This window comes from Prevotella herbatica, assembly GCF_017347605.1.
Lineage (GTDB): Bacteria > Bacteroidota > Bacteroidia > Bacteroidales > Bacteroidaceae > Prevotella > Prevotella herbatica.
This window is the reverse complement of sequence record NZ_AP024484.1, coordinates 1,548,131-1,565,851: the sequence shown is the minus strand read 5'-3', so window position 1 is coordinate 1,565,851 and position 17,721 is coordinate 1,548,131. Positions and strand designations below refer to the sequence as shown.

Here is a 17,721-nt window from a genome sequence, read left to right as displayed (position 1 = left end):
AGAATGACTTTATCTAATTGAAAACCCATAATAGGAAATTATTTCACTAGAACTTTCATATCATTATTAAATTAATGACATATAAAAAAACATGATAGCGTGTAGAGCACATTAAATAATCTAACTTTATTCGTTAACTAAGATTAACCTAGTAACTAATAGTAACTATGTAGAAAATTGTTACTTTTGCAATAATAACGATAAAGAGAATACTATGCAAAAGAAAGAGAAAATAGTGAATCCTGAATATCTAACGTGTCCAATACGTAACGTTTTAGCCAAATTCGGTGATAAATGGTCTTTGCTCGTGCTATATCATTTATATGTAGCAGAAAATGGAGTAATGCGCTTCAATGAACTTCGTAGAAACATGACAGACTGTTCACAAAAAATGCTCTCGCAGACATTGAAAAATCTGGAGAGCAATAATCTTGTAAATCGCAAACTATACCCTGAAGTTCCTCCTCGTGTGGAATACTCACTTACCGATATCGGTAAAAGCCTCATGCCAAGTCTTGATGGACTCATAAAATGGGCTAAAGAAAACTTCAATAATGTGGTGACAGCTTAATGAATTTGTGTTTATGACTTGCTATTAGTAAGCAACGGTGAAACGTTCTTTGTGATGCTTCGGGGTTTCTAGTTCGTCAATCATTGCAACAGCGTAATCTTCAACAGAGATGAAGCTATCGCCTTTCTCGTCTACCAAAAGGTCATCCTTACCTACCCTAAACTTACCCGTGCGAACACCTGGTTTAAGATTACCGAGATTTGCTGCTGGAGACAGGAATACCCAATCGATATCATTCTCATTCATCAAAGTGTTGAGATAGAACTCACCAAGAGATTTCACACCAGGAAGCCAAGCCTCTGGCAAAGAGCCTGTATCCATGAGGCGAAGACCTGGTTTTACAAACAAGGTACCTGCACCACCAACGATTAACAAACGAGGTACACCTGATTTCTTTGCGCCCTCTAGAATCTTTGGATAATACTTTAAGGTATCTTCATAGATATGAGGATTTGCCCAGCCAGGATTATAAGCAGAAACTATCGCGTCCTTGCCTTCTGCTACCTTTGCCAATTGTGCAGGATCAGTGGAATCTATCTCCACTACATTCAGGTTCTCATTCTTTATAGTTACTTTGCTAGCATTACGCGAAATAGCAGTTACCTTATGTCCACGACTTAACAATTCATTTAAGAGTACTGTTCCTACGAAACCTGTTGCACCGATTAAAACTACATTCTTCATTTTCGTTATTCTTTAAGTTGTTAATAATATCTCTTTGTTATGGTGCAAATATACTAATTAGAAATACTTTTCACAAGTAGGTACTAAATAGTAATGTAGTTACCAAAAAGTAGGAATTGTGATATAATCGAAGATGATATTTTGCAGCTTAACTTTGATTAACCTTATTACAAAATAGCATGAGGATGATATTTGACTAACGTTTTAAAATATTATTTATATCTTTGCACTCAACAAGAACCATAAAAAACAAATGAGAACTAGAAGTTATTTTGCAATTATGCTTTTCATTGCTTTGTGCCCTTCTGTAAAAGCACAAAGAATAAACTTAGCAGGCGAATGGAGATGCAGTTTGCTTTCTGATAAAGACGGAAAGCAGATTGAGAATAATAGTATAACAACGAAGGATATTATACTTCCAGGAACAACAGACACAAACCATTTAGGTTACCAACCATCTTCAAAGGAAGAGACTACTCACCTGACAAGATTGTTTGAATATCGTGGAAAAGCAAAATACGAACACAATGTTGTGATTCCAAAAACATGGAAGAACTCACGACCAACATTATTCCTTGAACGTACAAAACCTACACAGGTGTATTTGGACAACGTGTATATTGGTTCAAGCAATGACATATCAACACCTCAGAGATACATACTCCCGATAAAGAAATCAGGACTACACCACATTACGATAATTGTGGACAACACAAGTGGTGTGCCGCAACAGATTTACGGAAACAGTCATGCTTATGCAGAAGATACACAAACTAACTGGAACGGAATTATTGGACAGATATATATCGAAGCAGAAAACGCAAAAGAGGAAACAACAAATACATGTAACGGAGAGATTAAAGACTGTTTTAAGGATTTCCATGCAGGCCAACATCATTTCTACGCCAACGGTCACGTGATTTTTTTACGTGGGAAGCACGATGCATGCGTCTGGCCTATAACTGGGCACGTAGCGATGGATAAGCCGTCATGGGCAAAATATATGGGCAAATTGGCACAATATGGCATCAATCATATAAGGTTTCATTCATGGTGTCCTCCTGAAGCTGCATTTGCTGTTGCCGACTCGATAGGAATGTATCTGCAGCCCGAACTACCTTTTTGGGGCGATTTCAACGCTTCAGATACAACTTTAATGACTTTTCTACATAAAGAAGGCGTGAATATTCTGAGAGAATACTCTCATCATCCTTCTTTCGTGATGCTGGGTTTAGGAAACGAGTTATGGGGAAGCATTGAAAAAATGAAAGAGTTCACCAATGACTTCAGAAAAATAGCTCCACACATTCTTTATACATTTGGCAGCAATTACTATCTGGGGTATCAAGGAATAAAAACTGGAATGGACTATTTCACCACCTGCAGAATAGGCGGTGAAGGTTGGGGAAAATACAACACTCATACACGTGGCTCGTTTTCGTATGCCGATGCTTACGAAGGCGGAATGATAAACCATTTTTATCCGAATTCATCGTTAAACTTTGACGAAGCTTGCGACAAGGCTACCGTTCCTGTGATCAGTCACGAGACTGGACAGTTTCAGACTTATCCCGACTTCAACGAAATTAAGAAGTATACAGGGGTGTTATATCCATATAATATGGAAGTATTCCGCAAAAGGCTTGAAAATGCGGGAATGCTTGATCAAGCTGAAGACTTTCATAAAGCTAGCGGTATCTGGAGCGCATTACTGTATAAAGCTGATATAGAAATGGACCTGCGTACGAAGAATATGGCTGGATTTCAGTTGCTCGACATTCAGGATTATCCTGGTCAAGGAAGCGCATACGTCGGTATTATGGATGCTTTTATGGACAACAAAGGAATAGTTTCAAAAGAACAGTGGAGACAATGGTGCAGTCCAGTTGTACCGCTTCTTATATCAGACAAATATTGTTTCAGCAACAGTGAACATCTGAAAGCAAAGATAAAAGTAGCGAATTATTCAGGCTATCATTTCAACGACACAGAAGTTTATTGCCAGATCAAACAAGGTAACAAAACTAAATTTTTCATCGTATTGGGTGGATTTATAAAAGAGGGATTGGATTCTATTGGAAATATAGACATCGATCTTTCACGATTTAAAGAGCCTACATGCCTGACGATGGAACTGGGATTTCTTGATGATACGGGCATGACACAAAAAGGCATAGGATATAATACTTACCAAATATGGGTGTATCCTAATGAGAACCAAACTGAGCAATTGAAGAAAGGCCTCATCATTACACATAAGATGACCGATGAAATTGGGCAAAAATTATTAAGGGGAGCTAAAGTTTTATTTATGCCTGATTCTACAGAATTTGTGAAATATCAGGTAGGTGGACTTTTCATGACTGATTACTGGAACTACCATATGTTTAAAACTATATGCGAGAACAACAAGAAGACAGTCTCTCCAGGCACACTTGGAATACTAACCAACCCACAACATCCTATATTTAATTATTTCCCAACTGAAATGCACACAAACTGGCAATGGTTCCCTATTATCAAAGAGTCTCATCCAGCAATACTGGACAATATGGGGAAGCAATACAGACCAATCGTACAAGTGATAGACAATATAGAACGAAACCACAAACTAGGACTGATATTTGAATTTCAGATTGGCAAAGGCAAACTTCTTATCTGTATGAGTGATTTGGATAAGACACTAGAATATCCTGAAGGCAAAGCATTTTATGAGAGTGTACTGCGCTACATGCATTCAGACAAGTTCTGTCCCAACACGCATCTTTCAGATATAAATACCTTAAAGACTATGTTGCAGCAGAAACTGGAAAATAAGAATATGGATAAACTTAATAATATATCACAGTATTGAGTAATAAAGGCTACCTTTGGTAGCCTTTATTATTACTGTTACTATTTCGTCCTTACCCATTCTGTTTACGATTATCATATAAATGATTTGTTTAGGAGTCAACTTGGAATACTGTAATATTTTAGACATTCATCCAAACTTTTTTATTTTCATGGTTAGGAAAATCAAAACTCATCCGTTATATAGACAACGACAGCAAAAATAAGTATGCATAAGAAAGAACAATTTGAAGAGCTTTTCAGAAATAACTATAAGCAAATGTTGAGACTATCAATCCTTATAGTTAAGGATGAAGAAGACTCTAAAGACATTGTGAGTGACATATTCACAAGCATTTGGGATGGAACGATCAATCCCTATGTAGATAAGCCGCAAAACTATCTTCTGATGTGCGTACGCAATCGCTGTATCGACCTGCTTAATCACAAGCGTATCAAAGAGCGTGTGTGCCGTTTGCTCACCCTTGAATCTTCACTGCCATCCATTGCCATTAATAATGACACACCAGATATGCAGAGACTCAGAGAAATGGTAGATACCCTTTTAACGCCCAGAGACAGGCAAGTACTTATTATGAAGTATGAGCGTAAGATGAAGTACAGAGAGATATCCGACGAACTTAACATAAGTCAGGTGGCTGTATATAAGCATCTTTCACAAGCTCTTAAAACTTTAAAAGCCAATTTCAAATAAACGGATGAATATGGATACAAATGAAAAAATAGAGCGGTTGCTTGATATGACAGAGCACCCCGAGCATTATTCTGAAGAGGAGATGCAGGAAATCCTTGCAGACAAAGAAACCCGTGAGTATTATGATCTCATTATAAAGACAGACAATGCCTATACTAAGAGCCCTGATGTAGATGTAGACAAAGCCCTGCAAGAGTTTGAGACAAAGCATAGCCACCATTTCTCATTGAGCAAGATAGCAGCCATATTGATTGGTATACTATTGGTGTCGGGCATAACCTATGCGGCAATAGTCATTAATCGGAGTTCCTCTGATAAACAATCTGTCAGGAAAACACAGACGGGCAGAGTGATTACAGACAAACCTACCAAGAGCATTGATACAGAAACCACAGATACGGATACTACAACCACACAAAAAGGACAGTCGTTTGATAACGTAGAATTACAAACCATACTGGATGATATATCCTCATATTATAAACTAAAGGTAGTTTATAATTCAGACAAATCAAAACATCTGCGTCTACACTTTTATTGGGATAAGACCAAGGATGCAGAAACCATCGTAGAGTCATTGAACCATTTTGAGAATGTGAACATTACATTGACAGACAGTAAAATAGATGTAAAATGAAAAGATATATATTATTCCTGATTGCATCTTTCGTTGCTCTCTCAGTCAGTGCGCAGAAAATCACACATGATTTCAGAGACGTCTCCATGTCTAAGGCCCTCAAGATTATAGAGGCGAATACCAGTAAGTACAAAATCAACTTTATCTATAACGAACTTGAAGACTTTACCGTTACTACCAGCATTGACAAGAAGACTGTGCCCGATGCCGTAAGAGACGTGATAGGCTTTTATCCCATAAGGATGACGGTTGATGGAGATAACATCTTTGTAGAGTGTGTACAGAAAGAAAACACGAAACTAATAGGTGAGGTTGTCGACAAGAGAGGGCAGCCCATAGTTTACGCCAATATATCTTTGCTGTCTGCCAGAGACTCAACTTTCATCAATGGTGGAGTAAGCAATCTGGCAGGCAAGTTTGTCATTCCATGCAGTGCAAAGCATGCCCTGGTCAAGGTGTCATGCATAGGATATATGACCAAGTATGTAGAATGGACATCTGGAGAAGAGTGTGATGTGAAAATGGTTGAGAACAGCAAGGTTCTTGGTGAAGTTGTGGTGAAGGGACATCGTAATTTCATTAAGTCGACAAATGCGGGACTCTCTATATCAATGGACAACAATCCTCTATCCAAACTCAGTTCCGCTGTTGACGCTATCAGACAAATGCCAATGATAGACGGTTCTGAAAACGATATATCTGTTTTAGGAAAAGGTACTCCAGAAATCTATATCAACCAACGTAAAGTGAGGAATATAAGTGAAGTATCTCAGCTATCACCTCAAAACATTAAAAGCGTTGACATCATTACGAATCCTGGTGCACAATATAGTGCTGACGTAAAATCAGTGATTGTAATTCATACAAAGCGGCTTGACTCTGGACTTGCGGGTGTGGTGAAATTATCAGGAAGCCAATCTGAAGTTTCGTCTGGATCTACTGATGCTGACATGTCATGGATAAATAAAAATGGTTTGGGATTCTATGCTAGTACGAATTTGTCAGACGACGGTTTCAAACAGAATAGAATATATACAGAGAAGTTTAATGAGAATAAAGATGAGACAATTACTCACGGTGCATACAAGAAGCGATCAGAAAGTCTTAGATTTACAGTTGGAACAAGTTATGATTTTAAGGATAACTCACTCGGCATAAGGTATGAATTCAGCAGAACTCCCAAAAGTAAATTTACATCAGCCAATAACATATGGACTAACGCAGATGCCGGACCAGACAGTATTTATTCCTCAAGTAACGACAACAGTCGCAGTTTACGCCATTATGTAAATGCCTACTCTCTGTTCAAGTTCGGTACCAAAAAGAACTATGAGCTTACCGCAGACATGGACTATCTTTATGGAAATTCAAATTCTGGATCTGAAACTGAGGAACAAGGGCTGTCTTATCAACAAAACATCAATACAGAGAACAATAGTACGTATCATCTGACTGCAACAAAGGCGAATTTGAAGGCTGTTTGGAATTGTATAACAATGAATGTCGGAGGACAGTATTCATACACTAAAAACATTCAGAGCTTTGCAGGTAGCACCTCAGACGCAAAGAATTTCTTTGAACCAGCACGAGATAAAGAAAAGCAACATCTCTCAGCTGGCTATGCTTCATTAAACTATAAATACAACAAGTATTGGAACGTTGATGCTGGGCTTAGATTTGAAAATGCAGATTTTAATTATGAACAGAATGGCATCATTATTCCTACTCAATCAAAAACTTATAACGACTGGCTATCCTCTTTGGGACTCAATTACAGTAATAATGGTTTAGCAATGGGAATAACATACAATACCAACATCAGCCGTCCAAGTTACAGTATGCTGAATAATAATTACTTCTATATATCCCATACTTCATGGGAAACAGGTAACCCACTTCTAAAGTCATCAAAAGATCATAACATTGACTTGCGCTTTTCTTACAACCACACATATGTTACGGCCTCGTATACACGTAGAAAAAGATATATCAGCACGACATACACATACCTTGAAAGTCAGAATGTGAATGTACGACAAGAAATAAATCTTCCTGATTATGATAGATTTCAAATAGTGGGATCCCAGAGCTTTGACATTGGCAGATGGCATCCGACATTGCAGGGATTAGTACAGTTTCAGAATCTGAAATACGGTAGTCCGGAGAAACGCTATGACAGCGTGTTGGGAAAGCTGGAAATAAACAACCGTTTTGATCTGCCCTGGAATTTTTATGCGTATCTGTCAGGAATGTGGCTAACAAAAGGTAATGATGCTACAGTTTACAGTAATGGTGGAGCCATGCTTTATATGATGCTAAACAAGAGCATAGGCAAATGGTCATTCAATATTCTAGCAAATGACTTCGTTTCGTCATGGAGACAGAAAAATCTTGTGGAAACCAATGGCATTTATTATCTTGACAATAGGAAAGGAGCTTCATGTTTCGTTCGCCTGAGTGTTACGTATTCGTTTAACCACAAGAACACATTCAAAGGCAAGGGTGCTTCTAAAGAAGAGCTTAACCGGCTGTAGTTTATGGGTGAATACTGTAATATTTTACCTATTCATTCAGACTTTTTTTGATTTTCATGGTTAGGATAATCAAAACTCATTCGTTATATACACGACAAAAGTAAAATAAGTATGCAAAAGAAAAAGGATTTTGAAGAGTTTTTCAGAAGTAACTATAAGCAGATGTTGAGACTATCCCATCATTTCTCATTGAGTAGGATACCAGCCATATTGATTGGTATAGTATTGTTGCCGGGCATAACCTATGCAGCAATAGTCATTAATCGGAGTTCCTCTGATAAACAATCTGTCCGGAAAGCACAGATTGAGCAAGTGATGACAGACAAGCCTGTCAAGAGCATCAATGCAGAAACTACCGATACCACCACACAAAAAGAACAATTATTTGATAACGTAGAGTTACAAACTATACTTGATGACATATCCTCATATTACAAACTAAAGGTGATCTATCATTCAGACAAGTCAAGACATCTGCGTCTGCACTTTTATTGGGATAAAACCAAGGATGCAGAAACTATCGTAGAGTCATTGAACCATTTTGAGAATGTGAACATGACATTGACTGACAGTAAAATAGATGTAAAATGAAAAGATATATATTATTTCTGATTGCAGCTTTTGTTGCTCTCTCAGTCAGTGCACAGAGAATCACACATGATTTCAGAGACGTCTCCATGTCTAAGGTCCTCAAGATTATAGAGGCGAATACCAGTAAGTACAAGATCAACTTTATCTATAACGAACTTGAAGATTTTACCGTTACTACCAGCATTGACAAAAAGACTGTGCCCGATGCCATAAGAGACGTGATAGGCTTTTATCCCATAAGGATGACGGTCGATGGAGATAACATCTTTGTAGAGTGTGTACAGAAAGAAAGCACGAAACTGATAGGAGAGGTTGTCGACAAGAGAGGTCAACCCATAGTTTACGCCAACATATCATTGCTGTCCGCCAGAGACTCAACATTCATCAATGGTGGAGTCAGCAATCTGGCAGGGCAGTTTGTCATCCCATGCGGTGCAAAGCATGCCTTGGTCAAAATATCCTGCATAGGATATAAAACCATTTTAAGGCCATTCGATGTCGGTGATATTGGCAAGATAGTCATGACAGAAGATATGCAAGTAATCAAAGGTGTCATTGTTAAAGGATACCGTCCAATAATTAAGCATGAAGAAAACAAAACAATCTTTGATATTAATCAGATGCCAAAAATTGAGAACCTAACGTCCAAAGATGTATTGAAGTTTGCACCTGGAGTAATAATAAATTCAAATGGCGACATCAAGATGGCAGGGAAGAAAGCAACAGTTTTCGTGAATGGCAGACAATTGTCTGATGAAGAACAAAGCACTTTCATGACAAATCTTAAAGCTTCTGAAATATCAAAAATAGAGTTGTCTCAAAATCATGGTGGTGAAAATGATGCAAGCATTCAAGGTGGTATCATAAATATTATAACCAAGAAAAACAGACATGGTTTTACTGGTAATATGGATTTATATTCAAGTACACCACAGTCAGGATATTACAATATTACACCGTCTGCAAATATGTTTTTTGGTACAGAGAAATGGAACATATATGGCAGTTACTCATACTCTAAAGCAAAAGCTTCACAATATGGTGAAACAGAAAATAATTATTTATATAACGGCACTAAGCACGCAGAAAAAGGAAGTTATCTAAGCTTCAAGAAACAGCACGTGTATCGTATTGGAGCCGTTTTTAATGTTACTCCAAAACATACTTTTGGACTAGAGTTAAATGGGATAAGTAGTCTGCCTACTACAAATTATGGAAAAAATGACGTGACTTACACACTCCAAAACAATAAGTTTTTTAATGGAGAAGGACTATCGCATTATTATAGTCATTCTGATTTTTATAATATCGTAGGGTCGTATAATTGGAACATTGATAATCAGAAGAGTTTGCTAAAAGTATTATTAAACTATAATAATAAAAATCAGAAGACTGATAATCAATTAGAAACTAACTATCTGAATTATTCAGAGAAAGATGTAAATGAAACAGATGTAACATCTGCACAATCGCATAATATCACATCAAATATTGATTTACGTAAGAACTTCCTTGGACAATGGAGTTTCTTATCAGGAGTAAAACTTCTAACCAGCAAAAGGAATAGTTTTTATTCTGTAGACAACAATATTGATGCTAGCAGAACTACTGCAGGATGGAAATATAAAGAAAATATCTATGGTGGATATATAGGAGGTTCCAAGAATATAGGGAATTTATTTATGAAATTAAACTTTCGTATTGAAAAGACAAATATTAATGGTCATGTAGATGATAACAATAATATTAGTATAAACTATACAAATTTTATTCCTTATATTTTCGCTTCATACAATACAGCCCACAGTTATGAGTATTCTTTTTATTACACAAAATCCATTAACAGACCGCCATTCTCTTTGATGAATGGATATGTTAATCGCATATCAGATGTATTGTATGACAAAGGAAATCCTAATTTGAAAGCAGAACTAACAGACATGCTAAACTTTACTGTTTCTCATGCAAGACATACGCTATCATTGATATATAATCATACACCGAATACTATTACCGAGTATTTTGAAGTTGAAAATGGAATCACTTACCATACAAATATAAACTATGGTACAACATCATCCCTGATGCTTAATTACTCATACAGCGGTTCAATTTTCAAGTGGTGGCAAACAAATTTATACCTTTCAGGAAATTACACACGCATCCCACAAAGTTATAATAAAACAAAACTATTTGGCGGTGAAATGAACTTTAATAACAGAATGATCTGGAATCATTTTGGAATACTTTCCATTGGTGCGTCATACAATTCACCATTTATAAGCGAAAACGTATATTGTAAAGGTAGTACGACTATGGATTTGTCAATAGAACACTCTTTTTTAAAGGATGCATTGACAATACAACTTGGTACTGATGACTTATTTAACGGTAGTAAAACAAAAGCTACTAATCGCGTTCCAACACTAGAATACAATGTATATATAAAAAATCAGACACGCCAAATATGGTGTAGAATCGCATATAACTTTTCTACAAAGTCAAAAACAAATAAAAACAAAATTGATAACTATAACAGTATAAAGGATAGACTGTAGAAAATTTAAAACAATAATGCCACGGAAATCTCCGTGGCATTATCAGTTTATTTTATTTTGAGAATGTATCATCAAGGAACTTATAGAAAGCAGGATCCTCACCAACTATAGTCTTAACAATCTTCCCGTCAGGACCTATAAGAATCTTTGTAGGGAAACCCTGAATTGCATAGCCGTCAAGAGCATTGCTACCCTTTGGACAATATACATGCAGCCAAGGCAATTCATGCTTCTGTACAGCCTCTTTCCATTTGGCTTCTGTATCATTGCAGTCAACACCAAGAATCTCGAACTTACCGGCATATTTACTATAATATTCCTTCATCTGAGGCATACCCTTTATACACCATATACACCATGATCCCCAGAAATCAAGAAGAACATACTTGCCACGAAGACTTGAAAGAGTCAATGGCTTACCGTTTATATCATTCAATGTAAAGTCTGGAGCCAAAACACCAGAAGCCTGTGCAGCCTTTGCTTTAGCCTCACGTTCAGCTTTAGCCTTATAATTGTCTAAAACGGTCTGATAGAAAGGTTTCAGCCTACCATTCTTTACGCTCTCTGCCAACAAAGCAACACCAGAATTAATTGTATCCGCATCAAGATTGGTAACGGCAACTGCACTAGCTTCCCAATCTGCATGGTTCTTTATGAAAGAAAATATAGCCGAAGTGATAGCCTTCTGAAACTCAGGAGCTTTTGCCTCGTATTCATCCATAATCTTGCCACGATCTTCACCTGCTGCAACACGCTTGTCAAGACTTGCTTCAAAATCAGTCATCGGTTTACTTGCAGCCTCTAAAACACGGTCAAACTCGCCATACTGCTTATAAAACTGACTACCGCTGATATCATATCTTGTAGCAAGATCACCTGTAAGAACTGCCATTTCACCAGGAACAGCTGGGATTACGACACGTTTGCTCTCAGTTCGGCGCATAGTACCAGGAGACATAAGATATATATTTGATGGTTCGGAGACATTAAGCTTTGCCTCAAACTTATTGTTCTTTACTAGGATTGTATCACGCACATAATCCTTGTTAACAGGAACAAAGGCAATTATAGTATCGCCAAAGTTCTTCAATTCACCCTTAACGGTAAAGTTACCGTTGTCTGCGAATGTAGCTTGTGCTGAAAGCAACATTGCAATACCTAAAAATAATTTATTCATGTAACTGTTTTTTATTATTATCGCTATTAACATACAAATGTACAACCTAAACAAATATAAATGAATATAAAATGTAATTAATTTAAGTAATAATAACAAAAACGGGGTTGCAGATTAATCTGCAACCCCGTTTCAATATCAATAATTTTATATTATTTCTTTCTTGGCTTTCTGCGTGCCCAGCCTTCCTCACTAAAGTCAGGTTCAGCACCCTTCAGATCACCGCCTTTCATAAGACTTCTCCAGTCCTCAGGCTTATCTTGCGGCTTATCTGAACGTCTTTCAGGTCTAGCTCCATCACGTCTACCGCCACGACTATCACGACCGCCACGGTCATTGCGATATCCGCCACGATCACCGCCACGGCTACTACGCTCACCACCACGAGAAGAACGTCCATGTCCCTCTTCGGAAGCATCATTACAACGAACTTCACGTCCCTTATAACTTGTACCGTTTAGAGCATTCATGACTTTCTGTGCATCACCTTCTGGAACCTCAATATAAGCAAAATTCTGCAAGATATCAATATGTCCCACTTCCTGACGTCCGTGGATATTCTTATTCAAGTATTGCATTATCTCGCCAGGATAGAAACCATCGTTCTTTCCAAGGTTGACAAACAAGCGACTGAATCCAGCCTCAGTATCATGCTTACGGCGAACACCGCTTGCACTTTTACCTCTTGAGCCTCTGTCACCACGATCACTGTCACGGTCACCCCTGCGTGCTCCAGTAGGTTTCTCTATTTCACGTGCATTCTTATAATATTCAAGGAAGCGACCAAAGGTGATTGTAACCATCTTCTTAATAATATCTTCCTTGTCAACACATTCAAACTGACGTGTAATCTCATCAAGATATGGAGCAATCTGATCTTCATCAACATCGGTCTTCATTATTTCGTCCATTACCTTATAAAGCTGTTTTGTACAGATTTCTTCAGGCTTTGGCAATTCACCATCGATAAACTCCTTACCAATTTGTTTCTCAATCTGACGAACTTTCCACTTTTCCTTTATATGAATAATACTTATTGATGTACCCTTCTTTCCGGCGCGTCCTGTACGACCACTACGGTGAGTATAACTTTCAATATCATCAGGCAAACCATAGTTGATAACATGAGTAAGGTCATCAACATCAAGACCACGAGCAGCTACGTCTGTTGCGATAAGCAACTGAACTGTATGCTGACGGAACTTTTGCATCGTGAGATCACGCTGCTGCTGACTAAGGTCACCATGTAAAGCCTCGGCATTATATCCGTCCTTAATCAACTTATCAGCTACTTCCTGAGTTTCGATCTTAGTACGACAGAAAATAATTGCAAAGATACGTGGATAAAAGTCCACAATACGCTTTAAGGCAAGATACTTGTCTTTAGAATGAACAAGATAATAGATATGATCTACATGTTCAGCACCTTCATTACGGCTACCTACAACAATTTCCTTGTATTCATGCAAATAACTTTTTCCTACCCTTTCAACTTCCTTGCTCATTGTTGCAGAGAAAAGAAGGGTATTCTTATCTTCAGGCAACTGCTCAAAAATAGTGTTTATACTGTCTGAGAAACCCATTTTAAGCATCTCGTCAGCCTCGTCAAGAACAATATTGTTTACTTGACCCAACTCAGTAACACCACGGTTAATCAAATCTACAAGACGTCCAGGTGTAGCAACGATAATCTGCACACCATGCTTGATAGTGCGAATTTGCGAACGAATATCTGCACCTCCATATACTGCTACTATATGAAGTCCGTCGATATGCTTACCAAAACCGTTGAGATCGTCTGCAATCTGAACACAAAGTTCACGTGTTGGACTAAGAACAATAGCCTGAGTGGCATTGTTTTTAGGGTCAATCTTTTGCAACATTGGCAAACCATAAGCCGCAGTTTTACCCGTACCGGTCTGTGCCAGTGCGATTACATCGTTTTTACTTCCTAATAAATAAGGGATTACTTCTTCCTGAACTGGCATTGGATGTTCAAAACCCAATTCCTCAATGGCACGGCGAATCTCTTCGCTTACGCCTAACTCTTCAAATGTCTTCAAAAAATAAAATTTTATATTGGAAGGACAATCGCCCTCCCAGCCATATACTTGGGCGTGAAGACCTTCCGCTAAATGAATAAATTATCACAAACAATAAGTTGTGACTTAAAATCGGGTGCAAAGTTACAATTTTATTTTGTAACAACATCATAAAACCATATTTATTTGTTTTATTTCCACTTTTTGAGTAAGCATAACTGAATCAAAGCCCTTTAATTTTATATAAAAATGACAGCTAACTAATTAGAATATTAATATAATTGAGTATTTTTACACTTCATTATTCGTAAATAATAAAGATTTATGAAAAAAACATTACAGACAATTGTTATCGGAGGTTTGGCACTATGTGCTTTGAATGCCTGTACACACAGTGAAACTATTCCTTATGATATTAGAGTTAAGACCGACAGCGTTACTATAAACAATAAAGTTGGCAACTTCTCTATAAAGGCAGATTGCCCAACAAGCAAAACAGAAGCTTTGACTAGCACTATAAATGAATGGTTGAGTGAAACAATGGGCGGAACATACGAAGGAGGATACAATGAGACTATGCCTATTGCAAAGCATTATATTAATTCCGCTTTCGGTCATGACTCGGCTGATTATGCCGAACTAAAAAAGGATACAGCTAACAATGACCGTGAATGGAAGTACGAATACATTTGCAATTCACAAAAGACTGCTGAGACTGCGAAGTTCGTCACTTTTGAATATTCATGTTATGAATATCAAGGAGGTGCTCATGGCTCAACAATTGTGACAGGACAGACATTCCGCAAAAGCGACGGAAGACGAATAGGATGGGAAGTATTAAACAACTCGTATGACGATGACTTCCAGAATATAATAAAGATTGGACTGAGAAAATATTTCAATGTCAAGAATGATAACGAACTGAAAAGTTGTTTAATGCTTGACAATATGTATATTATTCCGCTCCCCAAATGTCCACCCTTGTTTACTAAAGATGGTATTAAATTAGTCTACGGACAATATGAGATAGCTCCTTATGCAGCAGGAACTCCACAATTAACGATACCTTACTCGCAATTGAATAAGTTCTTGAATGTCACAGCTAAATCACTAACTAAATAGACTTCGTATTTATTCGCAACATATAATGAAAACAGAATTTGAAAAGATGCGTTCCGAAGAACTTTATAATTTTTCGGACAAAGAGATAAACACAAGTTTAAGACATGCCAAAGATTTGTGTACACGCCTACAAACTCTCACACTTTCATCACCAGAATATAGAGATGTAATTGAGAAACTCATTCCTAATTTTCCAAAATCATCTGGAATTTGCCCTCCTTTTCATTGCGACCATGGTTCTGGAATAAGAATTGGCGAACGCTCGTTTCTTAATTACAATTGCGTAATTCTTGACGGTGCTTGTGTCACAATAGGTAATGATGTGAAGATTGGACCATCATGTCAATTACTCACCCCACAGCACCCAATAAACTATAAGGAGCGCAGGGGAACTTGTGAGACATCTTTCCCGATAACGATAGGCGACGATACGTGGCTGGGAGGTGGCGTTGTTGTATGTCCTGGGGTAAGAATAGGGAAACGTTGCATAATCGCAGCAGGAAGCGTTGTAATACACGACATTCCTGATGATTGTATGGCTGCTGGCAACCCAGCCGTAGTAAAGAAACATCTTAACGAATAAACATCAACACTTGGCATAAACAGAATGCCGTAATAAAAATAAATAGAATATGAAAATATCAATCTTTTGCTCTGCTAACGATAATATAGACAAAGATTTCTTTAAAATGACAGAAGAGTTAGGAGCATGGATAGCAAAAAGCGGTCATTCCATCGTTTTCGGAGGATGTAACTGCGGACTTATGGAATGTATTGGCAAAAGCGTTCACAACGCTGGAGGAATGACAATAGGAGTGATTCCGCAGATAATTGAAAAGGGCGGCAAGGTGAGCGACTCTGTCGACGTAAACATTGCATGTGATAATCTTAGCGACCGAAAGGAACTGATGCTTGCCAAAAGCGACGTAGTAATTGCGCTTCCTGGAGGTATTGGAACTCTTGACGAGATATTCACTGTCGCTGCTAGCCACACAATAGGATACCACAAGAAAACAGTGATACTTTACAACATGAAGGGATTTTATGATTCTCTTATCGCATTGCTCAACGACATGCAGGATCGTGGAATGATTCGTGGTAAATGGACTGATTATATTCTCGCTGCCGAGAATATATCTGATATAGAAGACATTATGAAGTCAATGTAAGTCCTACTCTTACATCGCATGCTACTACAACTATTAATTTGGTAATTTCGATTATTATTATTAAATTTGCAACGCATTTGAATAATGCAATCGGGATGTAGCGCAGTTGGTAGCGTACACGTCTGGGGGGCGCGAGGTCGCCGGTTCGAGTCCGGTCATCCCGACTTGCAAAATATAAGCGCTGGAACTTATTATAATAAGTTCCAGCGCCTTTTTATTGATTAACCAAGAGAATAATAAATATCTTTTTGGTTTCATAGATTATAAAATGAAAAAGCCCTGCGATCAATAAATTGACGCAGGGCTTTAAAAGTATAATTAAAATTTATTTTAATCTGCAAGCTTAGCCACGATAAACTCACGGTTAAGGCGTGCTATGTTAGCGATAGACTCGCTCTTTGGACATACAGCCTCGCATGCACGAGTGTTTGTACAGTTACCAAAGCCAAGTTCATCCATCTTAGCAACCATCGCCTTAGCGCGTTTTGCAGCCTCAGGGCGTCCTTGTGGCAGAAGAGCCAACTGACTAACCTTAGAGCTGACGAAAAGCATCGCAGAGCCATTTTTACAAGCTGCAACACATGCACCACAACCAATACAAGTTGCACAATCCATAGCCTCGTCAGCGTTCTCCTTAGGAATAAGGATTGCGTTGGCATCCTGAGCCTGTCCTGTACGGATAGTTGTATAACCACCAGCCTGAATAATCTTATCGAATGCAGAACGGTCTACCATACAGTCCTTGATAACTGGGAAACCAGCAGAACGCCAAGGCTCTACAGTAATAACGTCACCTTCGTTGAAACGACGCATATAAAGCTGACATGTTGTAGCTCCGCGCTCAGTCTTTCCGTGTGGTGTTCCGTTGATGTAAAGAGAACACATACCACAGATACCCTCGCGGCAGTCGTGATCGAATACGAATGGTTCCTGACCTGCTTCAATAAGTTCCTCGTTAAGGATGTCAAGCATCTCAAGGAATGAAGTATCTTCAGGAATATTCTTCATCTCGTGTGTATCGAAATGACCTTGTTCCTTAGGACCATTCTGTTTCCAATACTTTATTGTGAAAGAAATATTTTTTGCCAT

At 38.0% G+C, this 17,721-nt stretch carries 15 protein-coding genes and 1 tRNA gene; 11 read left to right on the top strand and 5 right to left on the bottom strand.

Translation table 11 applies throughout. The features are described 5' to 3' along the window. The first annotated feature begins 214 nt into the window (after positions 1-214). Positions 215-571 carry a winged helix-turn-helix transcriptional regulator gene (locus prwr041_RS05940; RefSeq protein WP_207155412.1) on the top strand — a complete coding sequence of 119 codons (357 nt, stop codon included), beginning with the start codon at positions 215-217 and terminating at the stop codon, positions 569-571. 24 nt (positions 572-595) lie between these two features. Here the strand turns inward: prwr041_RS05940 and prwr041_RS05935 are convergent, their stop codons facing one another. After that, complete coding sequence (locus prwr041_RS05935; RefSeq protein ID WP_207155411.1) at positions 596-1,255, bottom strand: NAD(P)-dependent oxidoreductase; 660 nt, start codon at positions 1,253-1,255, stop codon at positions 596-598. A 253-nt stretch (positions 1,256-1,508) separates the two neighbouring features. On the opposite strand from prwr041_RS05935, the gene prwr041_RS05930 reads away from it, so the two are divergent. Next, complete coding sequence (locus prwr041_RS05930; protein WP_237072313.1) at positions 1,509-4,109, top strand: glycoside hydrolase family 2 protein; 2,601 nt, start codon at positions 1,509-1,511, stop codon at positions 4,107-4,109. Here prwr041_RS05930 and prwr041_RS05925 read toward each other — a convergent pair. Continuing rightward, positions 4,098-4,238, bottom strand: coding sequence for a hypothetical protein (locus prwr041_RS05925; RefSeq protein WP_207155410.1), 141 nt, complete (start codon positions 4,236-4,238; stop codon positions 4,098-4,100). The genes prwr041_RS05930 and prwr041_RS05925 overlap by 12 nt on opposite strands. A 78-nt stretch (positions 4,239-4,316) precedes the next feature. Here prwr041_RS05925 and prwr041_RS05920 point away from each other — a divergent pair, with 78 nt between their 5' ends. From prwr041_RS05920 to prwr041_RS05900, 5 genes are all read left to right on the top strand, one after another. Next, complete coding sequence (locus prwr041_RS05920; protein ID WP_207155409.1) at positions 4,317-4,802, top strand: sigma-70 family RNA polymerase sigma factor; 486 nt, start codon at positions 4,317-4,319, stop codon at positions 4,800-4,802. A 10-nt stretch (positions 4,803-4,812) separates the two neighbouring features. Beyond that, positions 4,813-5,439: a DUF4974 domain-containing protein gene (locus tag prwr041_RS05915; RefSeq protein WP_207155408.1), complete on the top strand. Its 627-nt coding sequence runs from the start codon at positions 4,813-4,815 to the stop codon at positions 5,437-5,439. Beyond that, a complete protein-coding gene (locus prwr041_RS05910; protein WP_207155407.1) occupies positions 5,436-7,973 on the top strand; it encodes an outer membrane beta-barrel family protein in 2,538 nt (845 codons plus the stop codon). Before prwr041_RS05915 ends, prwr041_RS05910 begins: the two co-directional genes overlap by 4 nt. A gap of 111 nt (positions 7,974-8,084) precedes the next feature. Beyond that, on the top strand, positions 8,085-8,564 hold the full coding sequence (locus prwr041_RS05905; RefSeq protein WP_207155406.1) for a FecR domain-containing protein: 480 nt from the start codon (positions 8,085-8,087) through the stop codon (positions 8,562-8,564). After that, positions 8,561-11,122 (top strand): outer membrane beta-barrel family protein, encoded by a 2,562-nt coding sequence (locus prwr041_RS05900; protein WP_207155405.1) that lies wholly within the window; start codon positions 8,561-8,563, stop codon positions 11,120-11,122. Before prwr041_RS05905 ends, prwr041_RS05900 begins: the two co-directional genes overlap by 4 nt. 52 nt (positions 11,123-11,174) lie before the next feature. On the opposite strand, the gene prwr041_RS05895 is transcribed toward prwr041_RS05900, so the two are convergent. Together prwr041_RS05895 and prwr041_RS05890 are read right to left on the bottom strand one after the other, a co-directional pair. After that, positions 11,175-12,299: a TlpA disulfide reductase family protein gene (locus prwr041_RS05895; protein WP_207155404.1), complete on the bottom strand. Its 1,125-nt coding sequence runs from the start codon at positions 12,297-12,299 to the stop codon at positions 11,175-11,177. A gap of 152 nt (positions 12,300-12,451) precedes the next feature. Beyond that, positions 12,452-14,362 carry a DEAD/DEAH box helicase gene (locus tag prwr041_RS05890; protein ID WP_207155403.1) on the bottom strand — a complete coding sequence of 637 codons (1,911 nt, stop codon included), beginning with the start codon at positions 14,360-14,362 and terminating at the stop codon, positions 12,452-12,454. Between the two features lie 303 nt (positions 14,363-14,665). On the opposite strand from prwr041_RS05890, the gene prwr041_RS05885 reads away from it, so the two are divergent. The 4 genes from prwr041_RS05885 (at position 14,666) to prwr041_RS05870 (ending at position 16,796) form a co-directional block, all read left to right on the top strand. Beyond that, on the top strand, positions 14,666-15,463 hold the full coding sequence (locus prwr041_RS05885; protein WP_207155402.1) for a DUF3298 and DUF4163 domain-containing protein: 798 nt from the start codon (positions 14,666-14,668) through the stop codon (positions 15,461-15,463). A 25-nt stretch (positions 15,464-15,488) separates the two neighbouring features. Then, the gene (locus prwr041_RS05880; protein WP_207155401.1) at positions 15,489-16,046 is read left to right on the top strand and encodes a sugar O-acetyltransferase; all 558 of its coding nucleotides are present in this window, start codon (positions 15,489-15,491) and stop codon (positions 16,044-16,046) included. 49 nt (positions 16,047-16,095) lie between these two features. Then, positions 16,096-16,632: an LOG family protein gene (locus prwr041_RS05875; RefSeq protein ID WP_207155400.1), complete on the top strand. Its 537-nt coding sequence runs from the start codon at positions 16,096-16,098 to the stop codon at positions 16,630-16,632. A gap of 91 nt (positions 16,633-16,723) precedes the next feature. Beyond that, a tRNA-Pro gene (locus tag prwr041_RS05870) sits at positions 16,724-16,796 on the top strand. Positions 16,797-16,962: 166 nt separating this feature from the next. On the opposite strand, the gene prwr041_RS05865 is transcribed toward prwr041_RS05870, so the two are convergent. Further along, positions 16,963-17,721 carry a succinate dehydrogenase/fumarate reductase iron-sulfur subunit gene (locus tag prwr041_RS05865; RefSeq protein WP_207155399.1) on the bottom strand — a complete coding sequence of 253 codons (759 nt, stop codon included), beginning with the start codon at positions 17,719-17,721 and terminating at the stop codon, positions 16,963-16,965.

Coding starts and splice junctions, on each gene's coding strand:
- prwr041_RS05940 (WP_207155412.1), top strand. CDS start 215: ATGCAAAAGAAAGAGAAAATAGTGAATCCTGAATATCTAACGTGTCCA.
- prwr041_RS05935 (WP_207155411.1), bottom strand. CDS start 1,255: ATGAAGAATGTAGTTTTAATCGGTGCAACAGGTTTCGTAGGAACAGTA.
- prwr041_RS05930 (WP_237072313.1), top strand. CDS start 1,509: ATGAGAACTAGAAGTTATTTTGCAATTATGCTTTTCATTGCTTTGTGC.
- prwr041_RS05925 (WP_207155410.1), bottom strand. CDS start 4,238: ATGTCTAAAATATTACAGTATTCCAAGTTGACTCCTAAACAAATCATT.
- prwr041_RS05920 (WP_207155409.1), top strand. CDS start 4,317: ATGCATAAGAAAGAACAATTTGAAGAGCTTTTCAGAAATAACTATAAG.
- prwr041_RS05915 (WP_207155408.1), top strand. CDS start 4,813: ATGGATACAAATGAAAAAATAGAGCGGTTGCTTGATATGACAGAGCAC.
- prwr041_RS05910 (WP_207155407.1), top strand. CDS start 5,436: ATGAAAAGATATATATTATTCCTGATTGCATCTTTCGTTGCTCTCTCA.
- prwr041_RS05905 (WP_207155406.1), top strand. CDS start 8,085: ATGCAAAAGAAAAAGGATTTTGAAGAGTTTTTCAGAAGTAACTATAAG.
- prwr041_RS05900 (WP_207155405.1), top strand. CDS start 8,561: ATGAAAAGATATATATTATTTCTGATTGCAGCTTTTGTTGCTCTCTCA.
- prwr041_RS05895 (WP_207155404.1), bottom strand. CDS start 12,299: ATGAATAAATTATTTTTAGGTATTGCAATGTTGCTTTCAGCACAAGCT.
- prwr041_RS05885 (WP_207155402.1), top strand. CDS start 14,666: ATGAAAAAAACATTACAGACAATTGTTATCGGAGGTTTGGCACTATGT.
- prwr041_RS05880 (WP_207155401.1), top strand. CDS start 15,489: ATGAAAACAGAATTTGAAAAGATGCGTTCCGAAGAACTTTATAATTTT.
- prwr041_RS05875 (WP_207155400.1), top strand. CDS start 16,096: ATGAAAATATCAATCTTTTGCTCTGCTAACGATAATATAGACAAAGAT.
- prwr041_RS05865 (WP_207155399.1), bottom strand. CDS start 17,721: ATGGCAAAAAATATTTCTTTCACAATAAAGTATTGGAAACAGAATGGT.